Here is a 16,820-nt window from a genome sequence, read left to right on the forward strand (position 1 = left end):
CGACCTAAATTTCTCCCAGAGCCCTGCGAAAGCGGACAACGCTTCCTGCAAAACCATGGATCAGCGCATCGGCCGTAAAGCCATGGCCGATTGACATTTCTCGAATGAAGGGTGCACTTACGATCAATGCCGGAATGTTTGCCACCGTCAGATCATGCCCCGCATTCACCCCCAGACCGGCAGCGCGAGCAGCCTCGGCGGTGGCGACGACCTTGGCAAGCTCTTTTTCTGCCCTGGCAGGATCGTCGAAGCAGGCACCATATGGGCCAGTGTAAATCTCAATGCGTTCGGCGCCCAGCCGGACGGCATGATCCGGTGCGGATGGGTCGGGATCACAAAACAATGAGACCGTCACCGCCCAGTCTTTTGCTTTGGCAATAGCGTGTTCGAGCAAGGACGTGTCCTGGTCGAATTGCCAGCCGTGGTCGGATGTCGACTGATTAGGATCATCCGGGACAAACAGCACCTGATCTGGCCGGGCTTGGTCGACGAGGTCCAGAAAATCGGCCGAAGGGTAGCCCTCAAGGCACAGTTCCTTGTTCGGGAACCGGTCTCCGATCAGCTCTGACAGGTCATGGACGTCTGTCTTCCGGATGTGCCGTTCGTCGGGTCTCGGGTGCACGGTAATTCCCTTTGCACCGGCTTCCAAAGCGATGGCAGCCAGATCCGTTACACTCGGCCACGGCAAATCCCGTCGGTTGCGAAGCACAGCAACGGCATTAACATTCACAGATAGGCGCGAAACGGCGGTCATGGCATACACCAGAAGCTTGATTTGAAGCCAGGAAGGGACGGCAATGTGCTGCCGCTCGCTGAAAATTGTGCCAAATAGCATTGAAGTCAAACGGGAAATTGTCGCTAGGGACAATGTTTTGCTTTTGGCAGTGAGTGTCCACGCAGACCGCTTTTTCAACAAGGCTAGAATGGTGTTGCACTGAAAGGCCAAAACAGAATAAATATGTAACGTAATAACATTACAAATGAGGCCGCCATGTCCACTTCCCGCCTTCCCGTTACCGTGCTGTCAGGCTTTTTGGGTGCTGGAAAAACAACACTTCTCAACCGCGTTTTGAACAATCGCGAAGGTCTTAAGGTCGCGGTCATCGTCAATGACATGTCCGAGGTTAACATCGATGCAGATCTTGTCCGGGCGGGAGGCGCAGAGCTTAGCCAGACCGATGAAACCTTGGTTGAGATGTCGAATGGCTGCATCTGCTGCACATTGAGAGATGACCTTTTGAATGAAGTGCGACGATTGTCGGAAGCGGGCAAGTTCGACTACCTTCTAATTGAATCCACTGGCATTTCTGAACCCCTTCCGGTTGCCGCCACCTTCGAATTTTGCGACGAAGACGGCCAAAGTCTGTCTGATGTTGCCTGCCTCGACACCATGGTGACGGTCGTTGATGCGGTGAACCTGCTCAATGATTTTTCGAGCCATGATTTTCTGAAGGATCGCGGAGAAACGCTCGGTGAAGAGGATGAGCGAACACTGGTTCATCTGCTGACCGACCAGATCGAGTTCGCCGATGTTGTAGTGCTCAACAAGGTGAGTGCTGCGGACGCGGGCCAGGTGGATGCCGCTCGGAAAATCATCCGCAGCCTCAATGCGGATGCGAAAATTCTGGAAACCGACTATTCGCAAATCGCACCTTCCGAGATCCTCAACACCGGTCTGTTCGATTTTCATAAAGCGCACGAGCATCCCATGTGGGCGAAAGAACTTTATGGATTTGCTGATCACGTACCGGAGACTGAAGAATACGGCGTGGCGTCCTTTGTCTACCGAGCACGGCGTCCTTTTGATCCGCAAAAAATCCATGTTGTGCTGAACGGTCCGCTCCCGGGTGTCATCCGGGCCAAGGGGCATTTCTGGCTTGCCACCCGGCCGGATTTCGTGGCCGAGTTCTCGCTTGCCGGCGCGTTGTCGAGCGTCAGTCCCATCGGAACCTGGTGGGCCTCGGTGCCAGAACATCGCTGGCCGCAGGATGAACGTGCGCGCGCCTATGCCCGGTCAAACTGGGCCGAGCCGTTCGGAGACCGGCGCCAGGAAATCGTGTTCATTGGCGCTGGGATCGACTGGGCGGACCTAACAGCGCGGTTGGATGCTTGCCTGATTTCCGCAGCTGCCGGGGATAGTCTTGGCGCGTTTGCCGACTTGCCAGATCCATTCCCCGTTTGGCGTCAGGGGAGGGTTGCTGCGTGATCGCTCAGCCCACATCTTCGATCTCAAACAAGATCCTGGCCCGCGACGTTTTAACAGGCCGTGATGCGGATATCTTATATGATATCTGGTCTCCCGGCGTCGCCGCTGCAATCTGGACACGGCGGTGTGACGACGATTTTGAGCGGTGGATCGACAACATCCCGGAAGCATGCCTACCGGAAATTCGAACTGTTGTTCCCGTTCATTTGGCTGAAGCGGCCGCAATTGCAGCCTGCGATCAGGCGAAAATTCCGGCGGGTCCAGAGCTTGATATGCTTACGGGCGACATCGCGGCGCTGGCCCTGATGCTCGCGAAAGCTCTCAACACCCGGCGGGTCCGTATCCGTCTGGATGTGGCGAGCGATGTGATGTGCCCCAAGTTTCATCAGGACAATGTGCAGGCACGCCTTTTGTGCACCTATCGCGGGGCGGGGACGCAGTATGTTCCGCTTGGCTTTGAAGCGGACCCCAAGCGCATCCGATCGGTTCCGCGCGGCGCTGCTGCTCTCTTTCGCGGGGCGGCCTCGCAAGGCGGTGAGCAGACAGGCTTGTTGCACCGTTCGCCGAGTGTCGATCCCAAAGATGGTGCGCGGCTGCTTCTGGTGATTGATCCGGCAGACTAGCGTTTCGGTCGAACGAGGTCGCGCTTTGGGCCAAACCATGGACCTTAGATTGGTTGAAGCTTACTCGATAAGCCGCTTTTTCAACTCGTGTGAGGGTAAAGAGCAGCTTCTGCGGCCGAAACGATACCGGTTTCGGGCAATTCGATCATACATCCAATCGCTGAAGGCGGTGGGCAGGTGGTCCAAAGCGGTGAGGGCCTTCCAAGGCCAGCCAAGGCTTTTCATAGCGGCCGTGAAGGCGGACATTTTCACGAACGCCTTGCCGTTCTGGATCACGATATTCGTTTCCATCGCGTCCGGATCCAGCTTGTAGTGCCGGTAAATCGATCTGCCGAGCGGACTTTGCGCATCGACAAAACGGAAGCCGGCATGCTTATCCCGCTTGGCCATGAACCTGGCGAAACCCGAGCAAAGAATGCAAACCCCATCGAACACGATGAGGTTTCCCTCCGGAATGCCATCTTCGGAAAATGTGGTTTGGTTGGATTGCATGTTTTGATCCTTGCTACATGCAATCTTGAGGTGAAAATAACGGACCTATCCATGGGGCCTCCGGTCACACCCGGTTGAGCAGCCGTGCCCATCCGCTGCACACACGGGGTTGAGGCTTTCCGTGTATTCCCTCATCGCCAATAGGCGCGGCAGGGACTGGCAATCAGATTTGACTGGTCGACGCTATCTTGGATTCCCAGAGTGCAATCAGTGACTTCACACTGCCCATACTAGCGGTGACGACCCCGGACTCGGCTTCAGTCGCAGTGCTTCTTACGCTTACTGCGTCAGATCTGGCGCGTGTCGCTACAGTGTCGGTTTCAACCGCGCCAATCTTGTTTTTTGATAGCCAAGCCTTGATTTCCTTACCGTTTGCAGTGAATTCAAAGGCCGTAAGCCCGACATCAAAAAGTTTAATGTCGATATCGAGCGCCGTGTAGATGTTTAAGGACGCGCTGGCAGTATGTGAAACCAACCCCGAAATAGAAACCGACATTCGTTCCACGGAAAATTGTAAAATTGTCACCCCAGATATCTTCAAAATTGTCAGCACGCATAATCGTGGAGTTGTTTTCGGTAATGTCGGATGTCGAGGTGCCGTTTACTTTTAGGTAGAGTGACTTACCCTCGATAAAGATGTTTGACTTGCCTTCATCGGCGATCACCTCGATACCCCTATCTCCGGACGTGTTTTCTGAAGGCTTTGTATAGTTGTCGTTTGTGCCGACGCCGGATCTCATGCTGATTTTCTTGCGCGACTTGACAGTGAATTTGTCCCCTGTGGTGTTGTCGATCGCGCCGCTGTCGGCAACCAGCTTGATATTGTCATTTGAGTGAATGTGAACCTGTTCGTTGGCGTGTATGTAGATTTTTTCGGCTGACTTGATGAGGATCCTGCCGTCACAGGCAAGGGCGATCCCGCGGGCATTTGCACCCGCAGCGCCAGCGGCCTTGGTCAGATTGTCGCCCCCTTCATCGCTGATGTGTTGGGCTGGGTAGAACCCGGTCATGTCGTTTTGACAGGTTGACGCGGTTTGCTCCAAATCTGAGTAGTTTCCAAGCCTTAAGAATGCGCCTGGTGGCCTGCTGGCGTCCGGTTCACTATCGTCGTCGGAATGGGCTGGCACGTAAAAATAGACATAGCGGGTCTGACTGGCCTCGGTCGGTGTATCGATTGTGCTGAATGTTGTGCCGTCTATGGTGGTCAAACCCTAGCCCCCGAGGTGCTGCGCGCTGTTTTATACACATTCGCTGCAGTGATTTTCTCTCTAACCTAAGGGGATTATAGTTTTCGTGGCTTAGTTTTACAGTCTACCAAAATGGGATTTTAATAAAATAGTTTATCAAAAGCTTCTTCGGGGTATTTTTAGTTGCTTATAGAATAGTATTGCGTCCTTTGCGAGTGTTTATCCGTAGTTATTTCAATGAAATTTATTTGTATAATGAAAGCTTCAGTCTCGAATTGTTTCGGCTCGAAATACTAAACAAGGCACCCTTTGACCAAGTGCCTTGTTGCGAATGGCTGTCTTTTCGTGTGGCGCATCACACCCGGTTGAGCAGCCGTGCCCGGATGGTGTTGGGCAGGGCGCGGATTTCTTCCAGGATCTGCACCGGATTCTCAACCTGGCTGTCGATGTCCAGAACCACGTAGCCGATCTCATGGTAAGACTGGAGATACTGGGCGCAGATGTTCAGGTCGTGCCGGGTGAAGAGATCATTCAACGTCCGCATGGCGCCTGGTGCGTTGTGATGCACCTGGATGAAACGAGTGACTTCCGTGCCCTTCGGCAATTGAACCTGCGGGAAGGAGACCGCGCCGATCGTCGAGCCGACGTCGGAATATTCCACGAGCCGCTTGGAGACTTCCTCGCCGATCCGGGCCTGAGCTTCTTCTGTCGAACCGCCGACATGCGGGGTCAGGATGACGTTGTCGAGACCACGCAGCGGAGAAAGAAATTCATCCTTGTTGGACTTCGGCTCCACCGGGAACACGTCGATTGCCGCGCCGCCCAGATGTCCTGAACTCAACGCATCAGCAAGAGCATCGATATCCACGACCTTGCCGCGTGCGTTGTTGATCAGGAACGCGCCCTTTTTCATTTTGGCAATCTGATCGCGGCCGAACATGTTCCGGGTTTCCGGCGTATCGGGCACGTGCAGAGAAACGACGTCCGAGGCTTCCAGCAGGGCATTAAGGCTCTCGGCAGGCATCACGTTGCCATGTTGCAGCTTGTCGATCGTGTCGAAGTAGATGACGCGAAGCCCCATAGCTTCGGCAAGATTGGACAGCTGCGTACCGATGTTGCCGTAGCCGACAATGCCGAGCGTCTTGCCGCGCACCTCGTGGGACCCGGCAGCCGTCTTCATCCACTTGCCGTCATGCGCCGCAGATGACTTGGTGAAGACACCGCGGAACAGCATAACGATTTCGGCAATCGTCAGCTCAGCAACCGAGCGCGTGTTTGAAAACGGTGCGTTGAAAACCGGAATGCCACGGGTCAGGGTTGCTTCAAGATCAACCTGATTGGTGCCTACGGAAAAGCAGCCAACCGCGACCAGGGCCTTGGCGGCCTCGAGGACTTCCTTGGTGACCTGGGTGCGTGAGCGGATGCCCAGCATTTGGACGCCTTGCAGTTTTTCGATCAGCGCGTCTTGTTCAAGCGCGTGCTGCAGCACCTCAATATTGGTATAGCCGCTTTTTTTCAGCACTGCCTGAGCTGTTGGGGAAATGCCTTCCAGCAGCAGCCAACGGATCTGGTTCTTCGGCCGGGACAGACCGTGCATCATGGCGGACAAGCCTTTTTGTCGGGTTGATCCGGATCGCGGGCGGGGCAATCAACGGATTCGTTCAAAACGGATTTGCGGATGGCGCCATCCGCGCCCGCGTCGTATACGCGCTAAGCTGTGTCGCGTCTAGGGTGGGGTGCGTTGACAGGTGGACTTCCAGCCTTGTGTTATGCTTGGTAACGCTGGCCACCGAGGGTACTAGCGCATCCTTGCCACTCGTTTGTTCATTCTTTCGGAGCAACCGTTCATGATCAGTTTGCCCCCATTGCCCTTTTCCGAGTGGTCCGAAACCAAGGATACGCTGCATCTATATCTGCAAATCATCGGCAAGATCCGGATGAAGGTTCATCCGAAGCTGAATCACTGGTGGCATGTAACGCTTTATCCGCATGTCCGCGGGCTCACGACCGGCCGGATACCCTATGGCGACAGCGGCTTTGAGATCCTCTACGACATGCTTGACCACAAGGTCGTCATCACCCGCAACGATGGCCACCAGTCGGAATTTTCCGTGCCCGGCCTGACCGTTGCCGCTTTCTACGAGGCCTTGTTCTCGCGCCTGTCCGACATGGGGATCTTCGCTCAGATTGTGCCGGTGCCGTATGACAACAAGTCCACCACGCCGTTTCCGGAGGATACCAGGGCGCGGGCCTATGACGCGGCAGCCGTCTCCCGGTTCTGGCGGGCTTTGTGTCGGATCTCCAGCGTCTTCGAAATTTTCCGGACCCGGTTTGCCGGCAAACAGACCCCGGTCCAGCTGTACTGGCACTCGTTCGATCTGGTGGTGACCCGGTTTTCCGGCCGCGCGCATCCGCTCGAGGGCGGCCGCCAGTCCGACCGGGAAGCCTATTCCCACGAGGTCATCTCGGTGGGGTTCTGGCCCGGTGACGACACCTTCCCGGAAGCCGCCTTCTACGGTTATGCCTATCCGGAACCGGACGGCATGAACAAGGTGCCGCTCCAGCCCGCCAATGCGTTTTGGGCGGAAAAGAACGGCGGAGCGCTGGCCATCTTGAAATATGAGGACGCACGGAACGCTGTGGACCCGTCGGCGGCCATTCTGGCGTTCCTCGACAGCCTCTATGACGGGGCTGCCGTCAAGGCCAATTGGCCGGCCGGGGATCTTGTGCACGCCCATGCCTGAGAGGCAGTGCGTCTTGTCTAACCTGCCTGTTGGGTGTGAAGATCCTGCAGGCGGTCCCATGCGGCGGTCAAGTTCTCTTCAGGGTAGGCCAGCCCCATGTCCTCATGCATGAAGGAAATGAGCTCCCGGGCGGAGCAGAGCTTTTCTTCGCGTTCATCGCCCTTGCCGGTCCAGCGTGCGCGGCCGTCAAGGAAGCTCACCGTTCCCGTTTCGGTGCGGCGGAATGCCTTCAGGGTGTTGCGGAAAGACTGCCGGGGCGACAGCGCGCAGACAAAGGTCGCCGCTTCAATATCGCCGGGTTTCACCGGCACCCTGTCGAACCCATAAAGCGGGAACCAGTCGCCGTCGAGCCGCACCTCCAGCACCTGTTCGCCTTCCGCATCGTCCTTGTGGATCCGGTACGTTTTCCCGCCGGCGGTTTGCTCACCGGTTTCGGCAAGCCGCAAGGGGAGGGCCGGTCCCTGACCGCCGAACCCGGTGTCGGCGAGCCATTCGTCACCATCCAGATCGACAACAAAGGCCAGATGGGTTCGCGCACCGCCGCGTTCGGCCCCCATCCGCACCCGGGCCATCACCGGCCTGAAGGAAAAATCCAGCGCCGTAAGGGCTTCGGCGAACAGGGTGTTGAGCTCAAAGCAAAAGCCGCCGCACCGGCCGGGGACGAGCTTGGCAAAAACATCGGCCGGGCCGGTCTCCGGGACGCGCCCCAGAAACGGCAGGATGTTTTCAAACGGAATGGTCCGGATCTGTGCCTGCTGCAGCTGATCGAGACGTGGCCTGCCGGTCGTCTGAGGCTCAAGACCGACGCGGGCAAGGTAGGCTGAAAGGTCAAAGTCTGTGGTCATGCGCGCGAGCCTATCCCTGAACAAGGAACGGTCCCAGCCGATTTTTTGGTGAAATGGGCTTGGGATTTGCGCACTGAAACACGCTTGACCTCACCTTAACTTGAGCTGCTACCGGGCTCCCGTCGAGCCAGACAAACCACAGAGTTTATTCGGGAGACGGGACACAAATGAGAGTTACGGGACGCAAATACGCGATCACTGGCGCCGGCCGGGGTCTGGGGGCGGCGCTGGCAATCGTCATGGCAGATGCCGGAAGCCACCTCGTGCTTTTGGGGCGCAGTGAGGCGGCCTTGGGCGAAACCGCCGCGATCATCCGCGACAGGACCGGAAGGGGTGTGGACACACTGCTGTGCGATCTTGCCGACCGGGAGAGCAGCGCTGCCGCCGGAGCCCGTCTTGCGGCCGGTCACCCCGATCTGGACGGTCTGATCCACAACGGCGCGATGTGGCTTGATGAGAGGCTGGACGATGTTTCGGATGCCGGCATCGAGGCGTGCATTGCCTCAGCTGCCATCGGGGCCCTGATCCTCACACGCCATGTGCTGCCGGGTCTGAAGGCGCGTCCGGACGCGGATATTCACACGGTGGTCTCCACTAGCGGTCTTCAAAACCGCCGCCAGCCGGGCGGGGGCACCCCGTTCCGCGCGGCCAAGTCGGCCCAAGCCGGGATGGTTCAGGGATTGGCAGATGAACTTGCCGAAACCCGTATCCGGGTCACGTCCGTCTTTCCCAGCTACATCGACGACATATCGCCTGCCGATCCTGCCTGGTCTGTTCCGCCGGGCTCCCGGCATGCGCTCAGCAACCGCGAGGTGGTCGAGGCGATCCTGTTCATTCTCAATCTTCCGCCAAATGTCGCGGTGCCGACGTTGGTGATCGAATAGCCCGGTCAAGCCCCAAGAAAAAACCCCGGGTCATTGGCCCGGGGTTTGATTTACGTCTTGTGTCTTTTCTTTCGGGCCTTAGAGGCCTTCCGGTCCGCGCTGGACGGCGGCGACGCCGGTGCGGGACACCTCGACGAGCCCGAGCGGTTTCATGATCGAGATGAACTGTTCGACCTTGTTGGTCCGTCCGGTGATTTCGAAGACGAAATGCTCGGTGGTGGCATCAATCACCGTTGCCCGGAAGGCATCGCCCAGACGGAGTGCCTCCAGACGTTTCTCTCCGGTGCCCGCGACCTTCACAAGCGCCAGCTCGCGCTCCAGCGGCTTGTCCTGGCTGGCCTGCTTCGCCTGAACGGTCAGGTCCGTCACCCGGTGAACGGGAACCAGCCGGTCGAGCTGATGGCGGATCTGCTCGATGATCATCGGAGTCCCGGTGGTCACAATGGTGATGCGCGACAGGTGCCGCTCATGCTCGGTTTCCGACACTGTCAGGCTGTCGATGTTATAGCCGCGCCCCGAAAACAGACCGATCACGCGCGCCAGCACGCCCGGTTCGTTGTCGACGATGACCGACAAGGTATGAGTTTCGTTCTCGTCGCTGACGTCAGCAAGAAAGTAGGCGGACGGAGCGGATAGATTTTGTGCGTTCATTGTCTTGTCTTTCCACTTTCGCCTTAAACAAGTGCCTTGCCGGCGGAGCCGATGGCATTCGCGACCGCTTCGTCATTGGCCTCATCGGGCAGCAGCATTTCGTTATGCGCCTTTCCGGACGGGATCATCGGGAAGCAGTTGGCCAGATTGGCGACCCGGCAGTCGAACAGAACAGGGCGGTCGATGGCGACCATTTCCTCGATCGCGCCGTCGAGATCGGCCGGTTTGTCCACCCGGAAACCAACGCCGCCATAGGCCTCGGCCAGTTTGACGAAGTCCGGCAGGCTGTCCGTGTAGGAATGCGACAACCGGTTGCCGTGCAGCAGCTGCTGCCACTGACGAACCATGCCCATATACTGGTTGTTCAAGATGAAGACCTTGACCGGAAGCTGATACTGAACGGCGGTCGACATTTCCTGAATGTTCATGAGGATCGAGGCATCCCCTGCGATGTCGATACAAAGCGCGTCCCGGTGCGCGACCTGTGCGCCGATAGCCGCGGGCAGGCCATACCCCATGGTGCCAAGGCCGCCGGAGGTCAGCCAGCGGTTGGGCGCCTCGAACCCATAAAATTGGGCGGCCCACATTTGGTGTTGACCGACTTCGGTTGAGATGAAGGTCTTTTTGTCCTTGGTGAGTTCATAAAGCCGCTGTATGGCATATTGCGGCATGATAACGTCTTGGTTTGGCCGGTAGGCGAGCGAGTTGCGTGCACGCCAGGCGTCGATTTGCGCCCACCAGTCTTTCAGTGCCGCTTCGTTGGTTTTCATGGAGGATGTGCGCCAGATCCGGACCAAATCCTCCAGAACATGACCGACATCTCCGATGATCGGCAGATCGACCTTGACGGTCTTGTTGACCGAAGAGGGATCGATGTCGATGTGTATCTTGACCGAGTTGGGTGCAAAAGCGTCCAGGCGGCCCGTGATGCGGTCATCGAAGCGCGCTCCGATGTTGATCATCAGGTCGCAGTCATGCATGGCCATGTTGGCTTCATAGGTTCCGTGCATGCCCAACATGCCGAGCCAATTGTCGCCGGAGGCCGGGTAGGCGCCAAGACCCATCAAAGTCGAGGTGATCGGAAAGCCTGTCAGGCTGACCAATTCGCGCAACAGCTGAGCGGCCTCAGGACCGGAGTTGATCACGCCGCCGCCAGTATACAGGATCGGCTTTTTCGCCTTGGAGATCATTTCCGCGGCCATGCGGATGGCCTGTGCATCGCCCTTGACCTGTGGCCGGTAACTCTTGTGGCCGGCGCCCGGATTGGCGTTGGGGCCCTGATACGTGCCGGTGGCAAATTGAACATCTTTCGGTATGTCGACAACGACCGGTCCTGGGCGGCCAGATGTCGCGACATAGAAAGCCTCGTGGAGGATGCGCGGCAAGTCCTCTACATCCCGCACAAGCCAATTGTGCTTGGTGCAGGGCCGCGTAATGCCGACCGTGTCGCACTCTTGGAACGCATCGTTTCCGATCAAATGGGTCGGAACCTGGCCGGTCAGGCAGACAAGCGGGATGGAATCCAGCATGGCATCGGTCAGCGCGGTGACCATGTTAGTCGCGCCGGGACCCGATGTGACCAGAACGACACCCGGCTTGCCGGTGGAACGTGCATATCCCTCAGCTGCGTGGCCCGCGCCCTGCTCATGACGCACCAGAATGTGCTCGAGCCCGTCTTGTTGAATGATCTCGTCATATATGGGAAGCACGGCGCCGCCGGGATAGCCGAATACAGTGTCAACTCCCTGGTCTTTCAGCGCATGGATTACCATTTCTGCGCCGGTCATTTCCCGTGTCATGCTCGCTTTCCTCGCATTTGCCCTGTCTTGCGGGTCATGTCCGCTTTCAGACGTCTGGCTTTCAACTCGTGTCCTTTCGAAACGGTCAGCAGTTTGCCGGGTGAAAGTCGCTCGGAGCTTTCGGAAGGGGCGGGGTACAAAAAAAGGCCCCTGAGGGACCTTCATGCGCACCTGCCTGTTCCGAACGGGCTAACCCGTTCCGGCGGTGCGCTTTCCTACCACTAGGATCAGAGACATTGGCATGTCGCCCGGTTCCTCAAACAACTGGTCCGTACACGTCCGGTACCGACCGGTTCGTGATGCGATGCACCCTAGTCAGGGGGGCTGGGGCGGTCAAGCGTTTAATTGCAAATATTGCGTGATATTCGTTCGGCGTTTTTGAAAATTGCGGATGGCGTATAATTGAGCAAAGTCCCGCCACTCCCATACGTTCTGTGTTCCGGCGGTGGGGGCGACGTCTGATACCGGTCGAGAAGGCATTGGAGTGTCACTTTTCATGCATACGGGCTGTTGTTGGAGACGCTTAATCCACGTAACCTGATGAAAGTCTCGTTGCGGCATGTCTTGGTGTGTTTGCTGAAACGTATAATTCTTCGGGATGGACTGGGGGGGGCATATGCGGGAGGTTTTCAGTTTGTACCTGATCAGGCCGACGCGGTATGACGACAATGGGTATCCGGTCCATTGGTTGCGGACAACCATTCCAGCCAACTCCCTTGCTTGCCTTTATGGTATTGCGGAGGATTGCCGCGACCGGAACATACTTGGCGACAACGTGGATCTGCAGATCCACAGTCTTGATGAGGGCAATACGCGGATTATTCCGGCCGATATCATTCGAGACATTAGGGCCGCAGGCAGCAAAGCGCTGGTGTGTTTCGTCGGTGTTCAAACGAACCAGTTTCCGCGCGCTATGGATCTCGCCCGCCCCTTCCGGAAGGCTGAGATTCCCGTGTCCATTGGTGGGTTTCACGTTACCGGCTGCATGACAATGCTGAATGAGATGCCGGAAGAGATGGTCGAGGCCCGAACTCTCGGGATCAGCATGTTTTTGGGCGAAGCCGAAGGTGGCCGTTTTGATCCTGTTCTAAAAGACGCTTACTCCGGGACGTTGAAAGACACGTATAATTTCGTGCGTGACCTTCCTGATTTGCCAGGTTCTCCCATCCCCCGGGTCGATCAAGCGGTGATCGAGCGGTCGACCTTGGGGTACAGCAGTTTCGATCTTGGCCGCGGATGCCCGTTCGAATGCACATTTTGCTGCATCATCAATGTGCAGGGACGCACCAGCCGTTTTCGCTCTCCGGAAGACCTGGAACAGATCATTCGCGACAACGAGGCCAAAGGCATTACCAAGTTTTTCATCACGGATGACAATTTTGCGCGCAACCGGAACTGGGAGGCTTTTCTGGATAGACTGATCGATTTGCGCGAAAATTCCGGTTTCGACTTCACACTGATCATTCAGGTGGACACCTTGTGCCACAAGATCCCGAATTTTATCGAAAAATGCGTGCGTGCTGGTGTGGATCAGGTGTTTGTCGGGCTGGAGAACATCAATCCGGATAATCTGGCGGCATCCAAAAAACGTCAAAACAAAATCACGGACTACCGGGACATGTTTTTGGCCTGGAAGCAACACCCAGTGGTCATCACGGCCGGGTACATCATCGGATTTCCGAATGATACACGGCAATCAATCCTTGAAGACATCGATATCATCAAGCGTGAGCTTGCCGTCGATATCCTCTCGCTTTCGGTCCTGACCCCGTTGCATGGCTCGGTCGACCATAAAAACGCAGTTGCGCGCGGAGACACCCTGGATCCGGATCTCAACAAATATGATTTGACGCACTCTGTGTTTGACCACCCGAACTTTGCGCCGGGGGAGCTCGACAAGGTCTAACGCGAAGCCTGGCAGAGGTTTTATACGCGGGATCACTGTGCAACGGTGTTGAAGCGTGCAGCCGCGTTGGGGAGCGATAAAAAGATGACAACCGCCAACCGTCTTTTGCTCTATGGCGAGGCGGCGCGGCTCTATGACATCTATTCTCTCGATGGCGGTTTTTTCAGGATCAAATACCGGCAGGATCGCCGGCCAGGTTTGGCGAAGGAGAATCCGGTCTGGTTCCACTTGAAGCATTGGCCGGTATCCTTCGCCATCGGTGGCTGGTTATGGTTCCGCAGATGGCAGTACGAGCGTCTCACCCGCAGGATTTGGCAGAATCCGGACCGGTTCGCGTATGAGGACGCGGCAATAAGCCAAACTGCCGGCAAAGAATTTGAAACGCTGGACCTTTTCACGAAGACCCGTGGCGGTATGGAGGCCGTCGGAAAGGCTCGAAAAATCAAAGCGATCACGGCTGGAGCAAGAAAACGCGGCGCCGAGACGGCGTCAGCCTGAGAGCCGGTTTTAAAAAAATGTCACATTGGGTGTTGCCGATCTTCATCAAGCGACGTATATGCACGGTCTCCGGCTTGGCTATGTCACAGTGCCAAGACCGCTTGGGTGTATAGCTCAGTTGGTAGAGCATCTGACTCTTAATCAGACGGTCCCGGGTTCGAATCCCTGTGCACCCACCAATTCTTTCAAGCATTTCAGCCAAAAATTAGTATGCTCCTGCCGCGCAAAAGCGGCATGCACGTCCGTGTTTGCCATTTAAAGACAATTTGGAATTCAACTTTTGATTTAGGTTAGTTCGCTTTATTTCAATCTTGACTTGCAATACTTGGCACGCACCTGCATGGGAAACGTCCACACGAGTATTCCCGTAAAATGCAGGAGACCAAAGATGGCAATGCTGTATTCAGATATTAATATCGACAAGCCACAACTTAGACGTGCTTGGGCAATCATCGACAGACACTTTCAAGACCTTGGCCTTAACCTTGTGCGAGGTTCCGATTTCGATGAAATAGAGCGATTGGCTAAACAGAACGCTCTCGAGGGGTTGGAAGGTAATTTCGCACCGAGGTTTCAAAGTTTTACAAACCACCAAGCAACATGGTTGGGATTGTTTGATGTAAATGACCGGTTGGTTGGACGTGTGTGTGCCCGTTTTGATGTGATGGCTCCACCAATGACGCTTTTGGATTTTTGGGCGAAGCATGTGGAACGATGCTATGTCACGCTTGACGGTGCTTCGGTGAAGCTCTCGCCACGCCAGCCGCGTTTTGCCAAGAACATCACGGGAAATGTAGTCTACCTAGGTGGAACAGAAGTCCATCGGGATTGGCAAGGCAGAAAGATTGGCGGGCTGCTCAATCGAATGGCGCAAATCGAAGTTCTTGACGACTGGGACGCGCATTTCGTCTACGGTTGGATGGAAAGTTGGAAGTTTAAAGATGGGTTTTGGCGTGATTGTGGCTTCACGCGCGCCTACACTCATGGCTTAAATTGGGCGTCTGGCGGTCCAGCTTTGCTAGACGATAACCTAATCGTTGCTGCGAACACGGCTGACGATGTTCTGGATTTGATAGATCGCGTCGTTGATGCTCAGTCACCACTCTGATTAGGCAGAACAGCCTTTCAAATCCAGCTGACGTCCCAAACTTAAGGATCAATCGTTCAAGGGTAAGGTCTGGTGCGCCGCGGCCAAGAAGATCGCCGGTCCGTTGGATATCGTACCAAGGTTCACCCGCAATAGCTGCAGAATACCCGGAAGCTTGCCTTTGCCTGTAGTCGATTGGAAGGCATCTAGTCGGGTGAGCTGCCTCTGCCGCTTCGGGGAAAAAACGCCGCAAGGTTGTTTGTCGACCAACGAACGTTGTCTTCGGAACATCGTTTTGCGACTGATCCGGTACAAACAGCATCAACTTTGGAGAAAGATAGTTCATTTGGGACGAAGGCATAATTATCCCTCCGTTTTCACGCCAAGTGCGGAACAGGAATTGTGCCTCCTCTCCAGCTTCGCCGCGTTCGACACGGGCGATGTTCAAAGGCTCAACAAACGCGGTCATGCACCCCTCCGAACAGGGTCCAGGCGGGCGGTTCGTATCCTTTGGAGACAGCTTCTTCATAGATGTCTCCACGGGCCGCCCGCGCGAGGGCCGCCTGTTCTTCGATATCAAGCGCTGTGATCCTGTCGTGGTCGTACATGTCGAAGCAGTAAAATTGCAGCAAATACAAACAGTCATACCGTGCTGCGATCTTGAAGAGGTCCAAAAACTCCAGCTCCCTGCCGGAAAACTCCAAATGGTGATACTTGTCCATCGTCCGCTTCAAGATCCTGTTTGTGCCATTGCTTTTTCAAGCCCTGTTTTGCCCGTACCTTCTCCGCCATTTTCTTTCGGTCGCCCCTGACCTGGGTCGGGATGGTGGCGGCGGGCTTTCGTATGCCGCCTGGCGCCGTGTTTCGGCTATTTGCCCATCACATTCACCAAATCGTAGATTGACCTCGAGGCGAAATGAGCTGGAAACCCCTGCGGCAACGCTGTCGGTCGCCGATAATTATTATAGGAGATCACAGAAAATACAACCACCGCGTATTTTCAGCATCAATTATCGCTCTGATTGATGAATTACATCGGCAACGCACCGTCTACAACTGGAAATGCCCGTAATGCGGGAAAATTGCGCTGCACCTTGAATTATCTCGTTATGGTTGTATTTTGGGTTGTGTCGGCGACGGCTTCCAGGGGGCGTAGAGCTGTACATTTGGCCCAAAAGCGGAAAATTTTCAAAAAATCGGCAGAAAATATTCACATCTCAGGATTGTGTTCGTCTAGCGGGTTGAGGGAACAAAACGGGGTCAAAGGGTTAAGGCGGAGGCAGAATGTCGAAGGGTTTGACAGAGCAGGACAGAATACAACCGGCCAGCGCGGGAATTTGGTTGAGCTGGGTTCAGGATGCGCTTGTTCTGCGCAGGCGTGCCTTGCGACTGACACGCGGCAACCGTGAAGAGGCAGAGGATCTGCTTTCATCCACGCTCATAAAGGCGGTGTCGCATGTAGAACGCCATCAAACCGAAATACGCGAACCACGGGCCTTTTTGCTGTTTGCAATGAAGAACGAGCACATCAGCCGCATTCGCAAACAAACATCGGAACGGCAGGTGCGCGACTTCAAGGCCGATGTATACGAAGACCACGCACACGGCCTGTCGGACAGCGAGCCCGACCAGGAACAGCAATTGCGTCATCAAGAGGCGCTCCGGCGCGTGCTTCAGGCCGTGCAGCGCATGCCGGCGGAATTCCGGCAGGTTTTTTACATGCGGTTTTGCGATGAATGCAGCTACCGCGAGATTGCGCGCAAATTACGTATATCCGAGGCGCTTGCCCGCAAGCGGGTTCAGCATTTGCGCGAACATCTTCGGGCTGAAATGGAAGATCTGGAAGGGGGTGCCTGGCGTCCCGGATACGGACTTTCACAAGCCTTTGGATGAGACGT

Annotated in this window: 16 protein-coding genes and 1 tRNA gene; 9 read left to right on the top strand and 8 right to left on the bottom strand. The window is 56.0% G+C overall.

The features are described from left to right. Positions 1–4: 4 nt before the first annotated feature. The gene (locus JM93_RS06055) at positions 5–754 is read right to left on the bottom strand and encodes a pyridoxine 5'-phosphate synthase (protein WP_145341300.1); all 750 of its coding nucleotides are present in this window, start codon (positions 752–754) and stop codon (positions 5–7) included. Positions 755–991: 237 nt separating this feature from the next. On the opposite strand from JM93_RS06055, the gene JM93_RS06060 reads away from it, so the two are divergent. Then, positions 992–2,206, top strand: a complete 1,215-nt coding sequence (locus JM93_RS06060; protein WP_145341302.1) for a GTP-binding protein — start codon at positions 992–994, stop codon at positions 2,204–2,206. Further along, the gene (locus JM93_RS06065; protein ID WP_145341304.1) at positions 2,203–2,829 is read left to right on the top strand and encodes a DUF1826 domain-containing protein; all 627 of its coding nucleotides are present in this window, start codon (positions 2,203–2,205) and stop codon (positions 2,827–2,829) included. The genes JM93_RS06060 and JM93_RS06065 overlap by 4 nt, the downstream gene beginning before the upstream one ends. Positions 2,830–2,889: 60 nt before the next feature. Here the strand turns inward: JM93_RS06065 and JM93_RS06070 are convergent, their stop codons facing one another. The 3 genes from JM93_RS06070 to serA all read right to left on the bottom strand — a co-directional run bounded on the left by JM93_RS06070 (position 2,890) and on the right by serA (position 6,108). Then, on the bottom strand, positions 2,890–3,321 hold the full coding sequence (locus JM93_RS06070; RefSeq protein ID WP_145341306.1) for a thiol-disulfide oxidoreductase DCC family protein: 432 nt from the start codon (positions 3,319–3,321) through the stop codon (positions 2,890–2,892). A 413-nt stretch (positions 3,322–3,734) separates the two neighbouring features. Further along, on the bottom strand, positions 3,735–4,529 hold the full coding sequence (locus tag JM93_RS06075; RefSeq protein WP_145341308.1) for a hypothetical protein: 795 nt from the start codon (positions 4,527–4,529) through the stop codon (positions 3,735–3,737). A 334-nt stretch (positions 4,530–4,863) separates the two neighbouring features. Beyond that, a complete protein-coding gene (serA, locus tag JM93_RS06080) occupies positions 4,864–6,108 on the bottom strand; it encodes a phosphoglycerate dehydrogenase (protein WP_145341310.1) in 1,245 nt (414 codons plus the stop codon). A 247-nt stretch (positions 6,109–6,355) separates the two neighbouring features. On the opposite strand from serA, the gene JM93_RS06085 reads away from it, so the two are divergent. After that, positions 6,356–7,252, top strand: coding sequence for a DUF5996 family protein (locus JM93_RS06085; protein WP_145341312.1), 897 nt, complete (start codon positions 6,356–6,358; stop codon positions 7,250–7,252). 17 nt (positions 7,253–7,269) lie between these two features. Here JM93_RS06085 and JM93_RS06090 read toward each other — a convergent pair whose 3' ends face one another. Next, the gene (locus tag JM93_RS06090; protein ID WP_145341314.1) at positions 7,270–8,097 is read right to left on the bottom strand and encodes an arylamine N-acetyltransferase family protein; all 828 of its coding nucleotides are present in this window, start codon (positions 8,095–8,097) and stop codon (positions 7,270–7,272) included. A 167-nt stretch (positions 8,098–8,264) separates the two neighbouring features. Here JM93_RS06090 and JM93_RS06095 point away from each other — a divergent pair, with 167 nt between their 5' ends. Further along, the gene (locus JM93_RS06095; protein ID WP_145341316.1) at positions 8,265–8,981 is read left to right on the top strand and encodes an SDR family oxidoreductase; all 717 of its coding nucleotides are present in this window, start codon (positions 8,265–8,267) and stop codon (positions 8,979–8,981) included. A gap of 78 nt (positions 8,982–9,059) precedes the next feature. On the opposite strand, the gene ilvN is transcribed toward JM93_RS06095, so the two are convergent. Together ilvN and JM93_RS06105 are read right to left on the bottom strand one after the other, a co-directional pair. Next, positions 9,060–9,632: an acetolactate synthase small subunit gene (gene ilvN / locus JM93_RS06100; RefSeq protein WP_145341318.1), complete on the bottom strand. Its 573-nt coding sequence runs from the start codon at positions 9,630–9,632 to the stop codon at positions 9,060–9,062. A gap of 23 nt (positions 9,633–9,655) precedes the next feature. Further along, the gene (locus tag JM93_RS06105; protein ID WP_145341320.1) at positions 9,656–11,431 is read right to left on the bottom strand and encodes an acetolactate synthase 3 large subunit; all 1,776 of its coding nucleotides are present in this window, start codon (positions 11,429–11,431) and stop codon (positions 9,656–9,658) included. Between the two features lie 616 nt (positions 11,432–12,047). Between JM93_RS06105 and JM93_RS06110 the strand changes: the two genes are divergently transcribed. The 4 genes from JM93_RS06110 (at position 12,048) to JM93_RS06120 (ending at position 14,943) form a co-directional block, all read left to right on the top strand. Then, positions 12,048–13,337 carry a B12-binding domain-containing radical SAM protein gene (locus JM93_RS06110; RefSeq protein ID WP_341873624.1) on the top strand — a complete coding sequence of 430 codons (1,290 nt, stop codon included), beginning with the start codon at positions 12,048–12,050 and terminating at the stop codon, positions 13,335–13,337. A gap of 84 nt (positions 13,338–13,421) precedes the next feature. Next, on the top strand, positions 13,422–13,835 hold the full coding sequence (locus JM93_RS22325; RefSeq protein WP_341873625.1) for a hypothetical protein: 414 nt from the start codon (positions 13,422–13,424) through the stop codon (positions 13,833–13,835). 103 nt (positions 13,836–13,938) lie between these two features. Beyond that, positions 13,939–14,014: transfer RNA gene (locus JM93_RS06115), tRNA-Lys, on the top strand. Between the two features lie 209 nt (positions 14,015–14,223). Next, complete coding sequence (locus JM93_RS06120) at positions 14,224–14,943, top strand: hypothetical protein (protein ID WP_208994970.1); 720 nt, start codon at positions 14,224–14,226, stop codon at positions 14,941–14,943. A gap of 431 nt (positions 14,944–15,374) precedes the next feature. Here JM93_RS06120 and JM93_RS06125 read toward each other — a convergent pair whose 3' ends face one another. After that, complete coding sequence (locus tag JM93_RS06125) at positions 15,375–15,644, bottom strand: hypothetical protein (protein ID WP_145341322.1); 270 nt, start codon at positions 15,642–15,644, stop codon at positions 15,375–15,377. 562 nt (positions 15,645–16,206) lie between these two features. Here JM93_RS06125 and JM93_RS06130 point away from each other — a divergent pair. Next, positions 16,207–16,815: an RNA polymerase sigma factor gene (locus JM93_RS06130; RefSeq protein WP_145341324.1), complete on the top strand. Its 609-nt coding sequence runs from the start codon at positions 16,207–16,209 to the stop codon at positions 16,813–16,815. Positions 16,816–16,820: the final 5 nt, after the last annotated feature.

The sequence above is a fragment of the Roseibium hamelinense genome (assembly GCF_007830545.1).
Taxonomy (GTDB): Bacteria; Pseudomonadota; Alphaproteobacteria; order Rhizobiales; family Stappiaceae; genus Roseibium; species Roseibium hamelinense.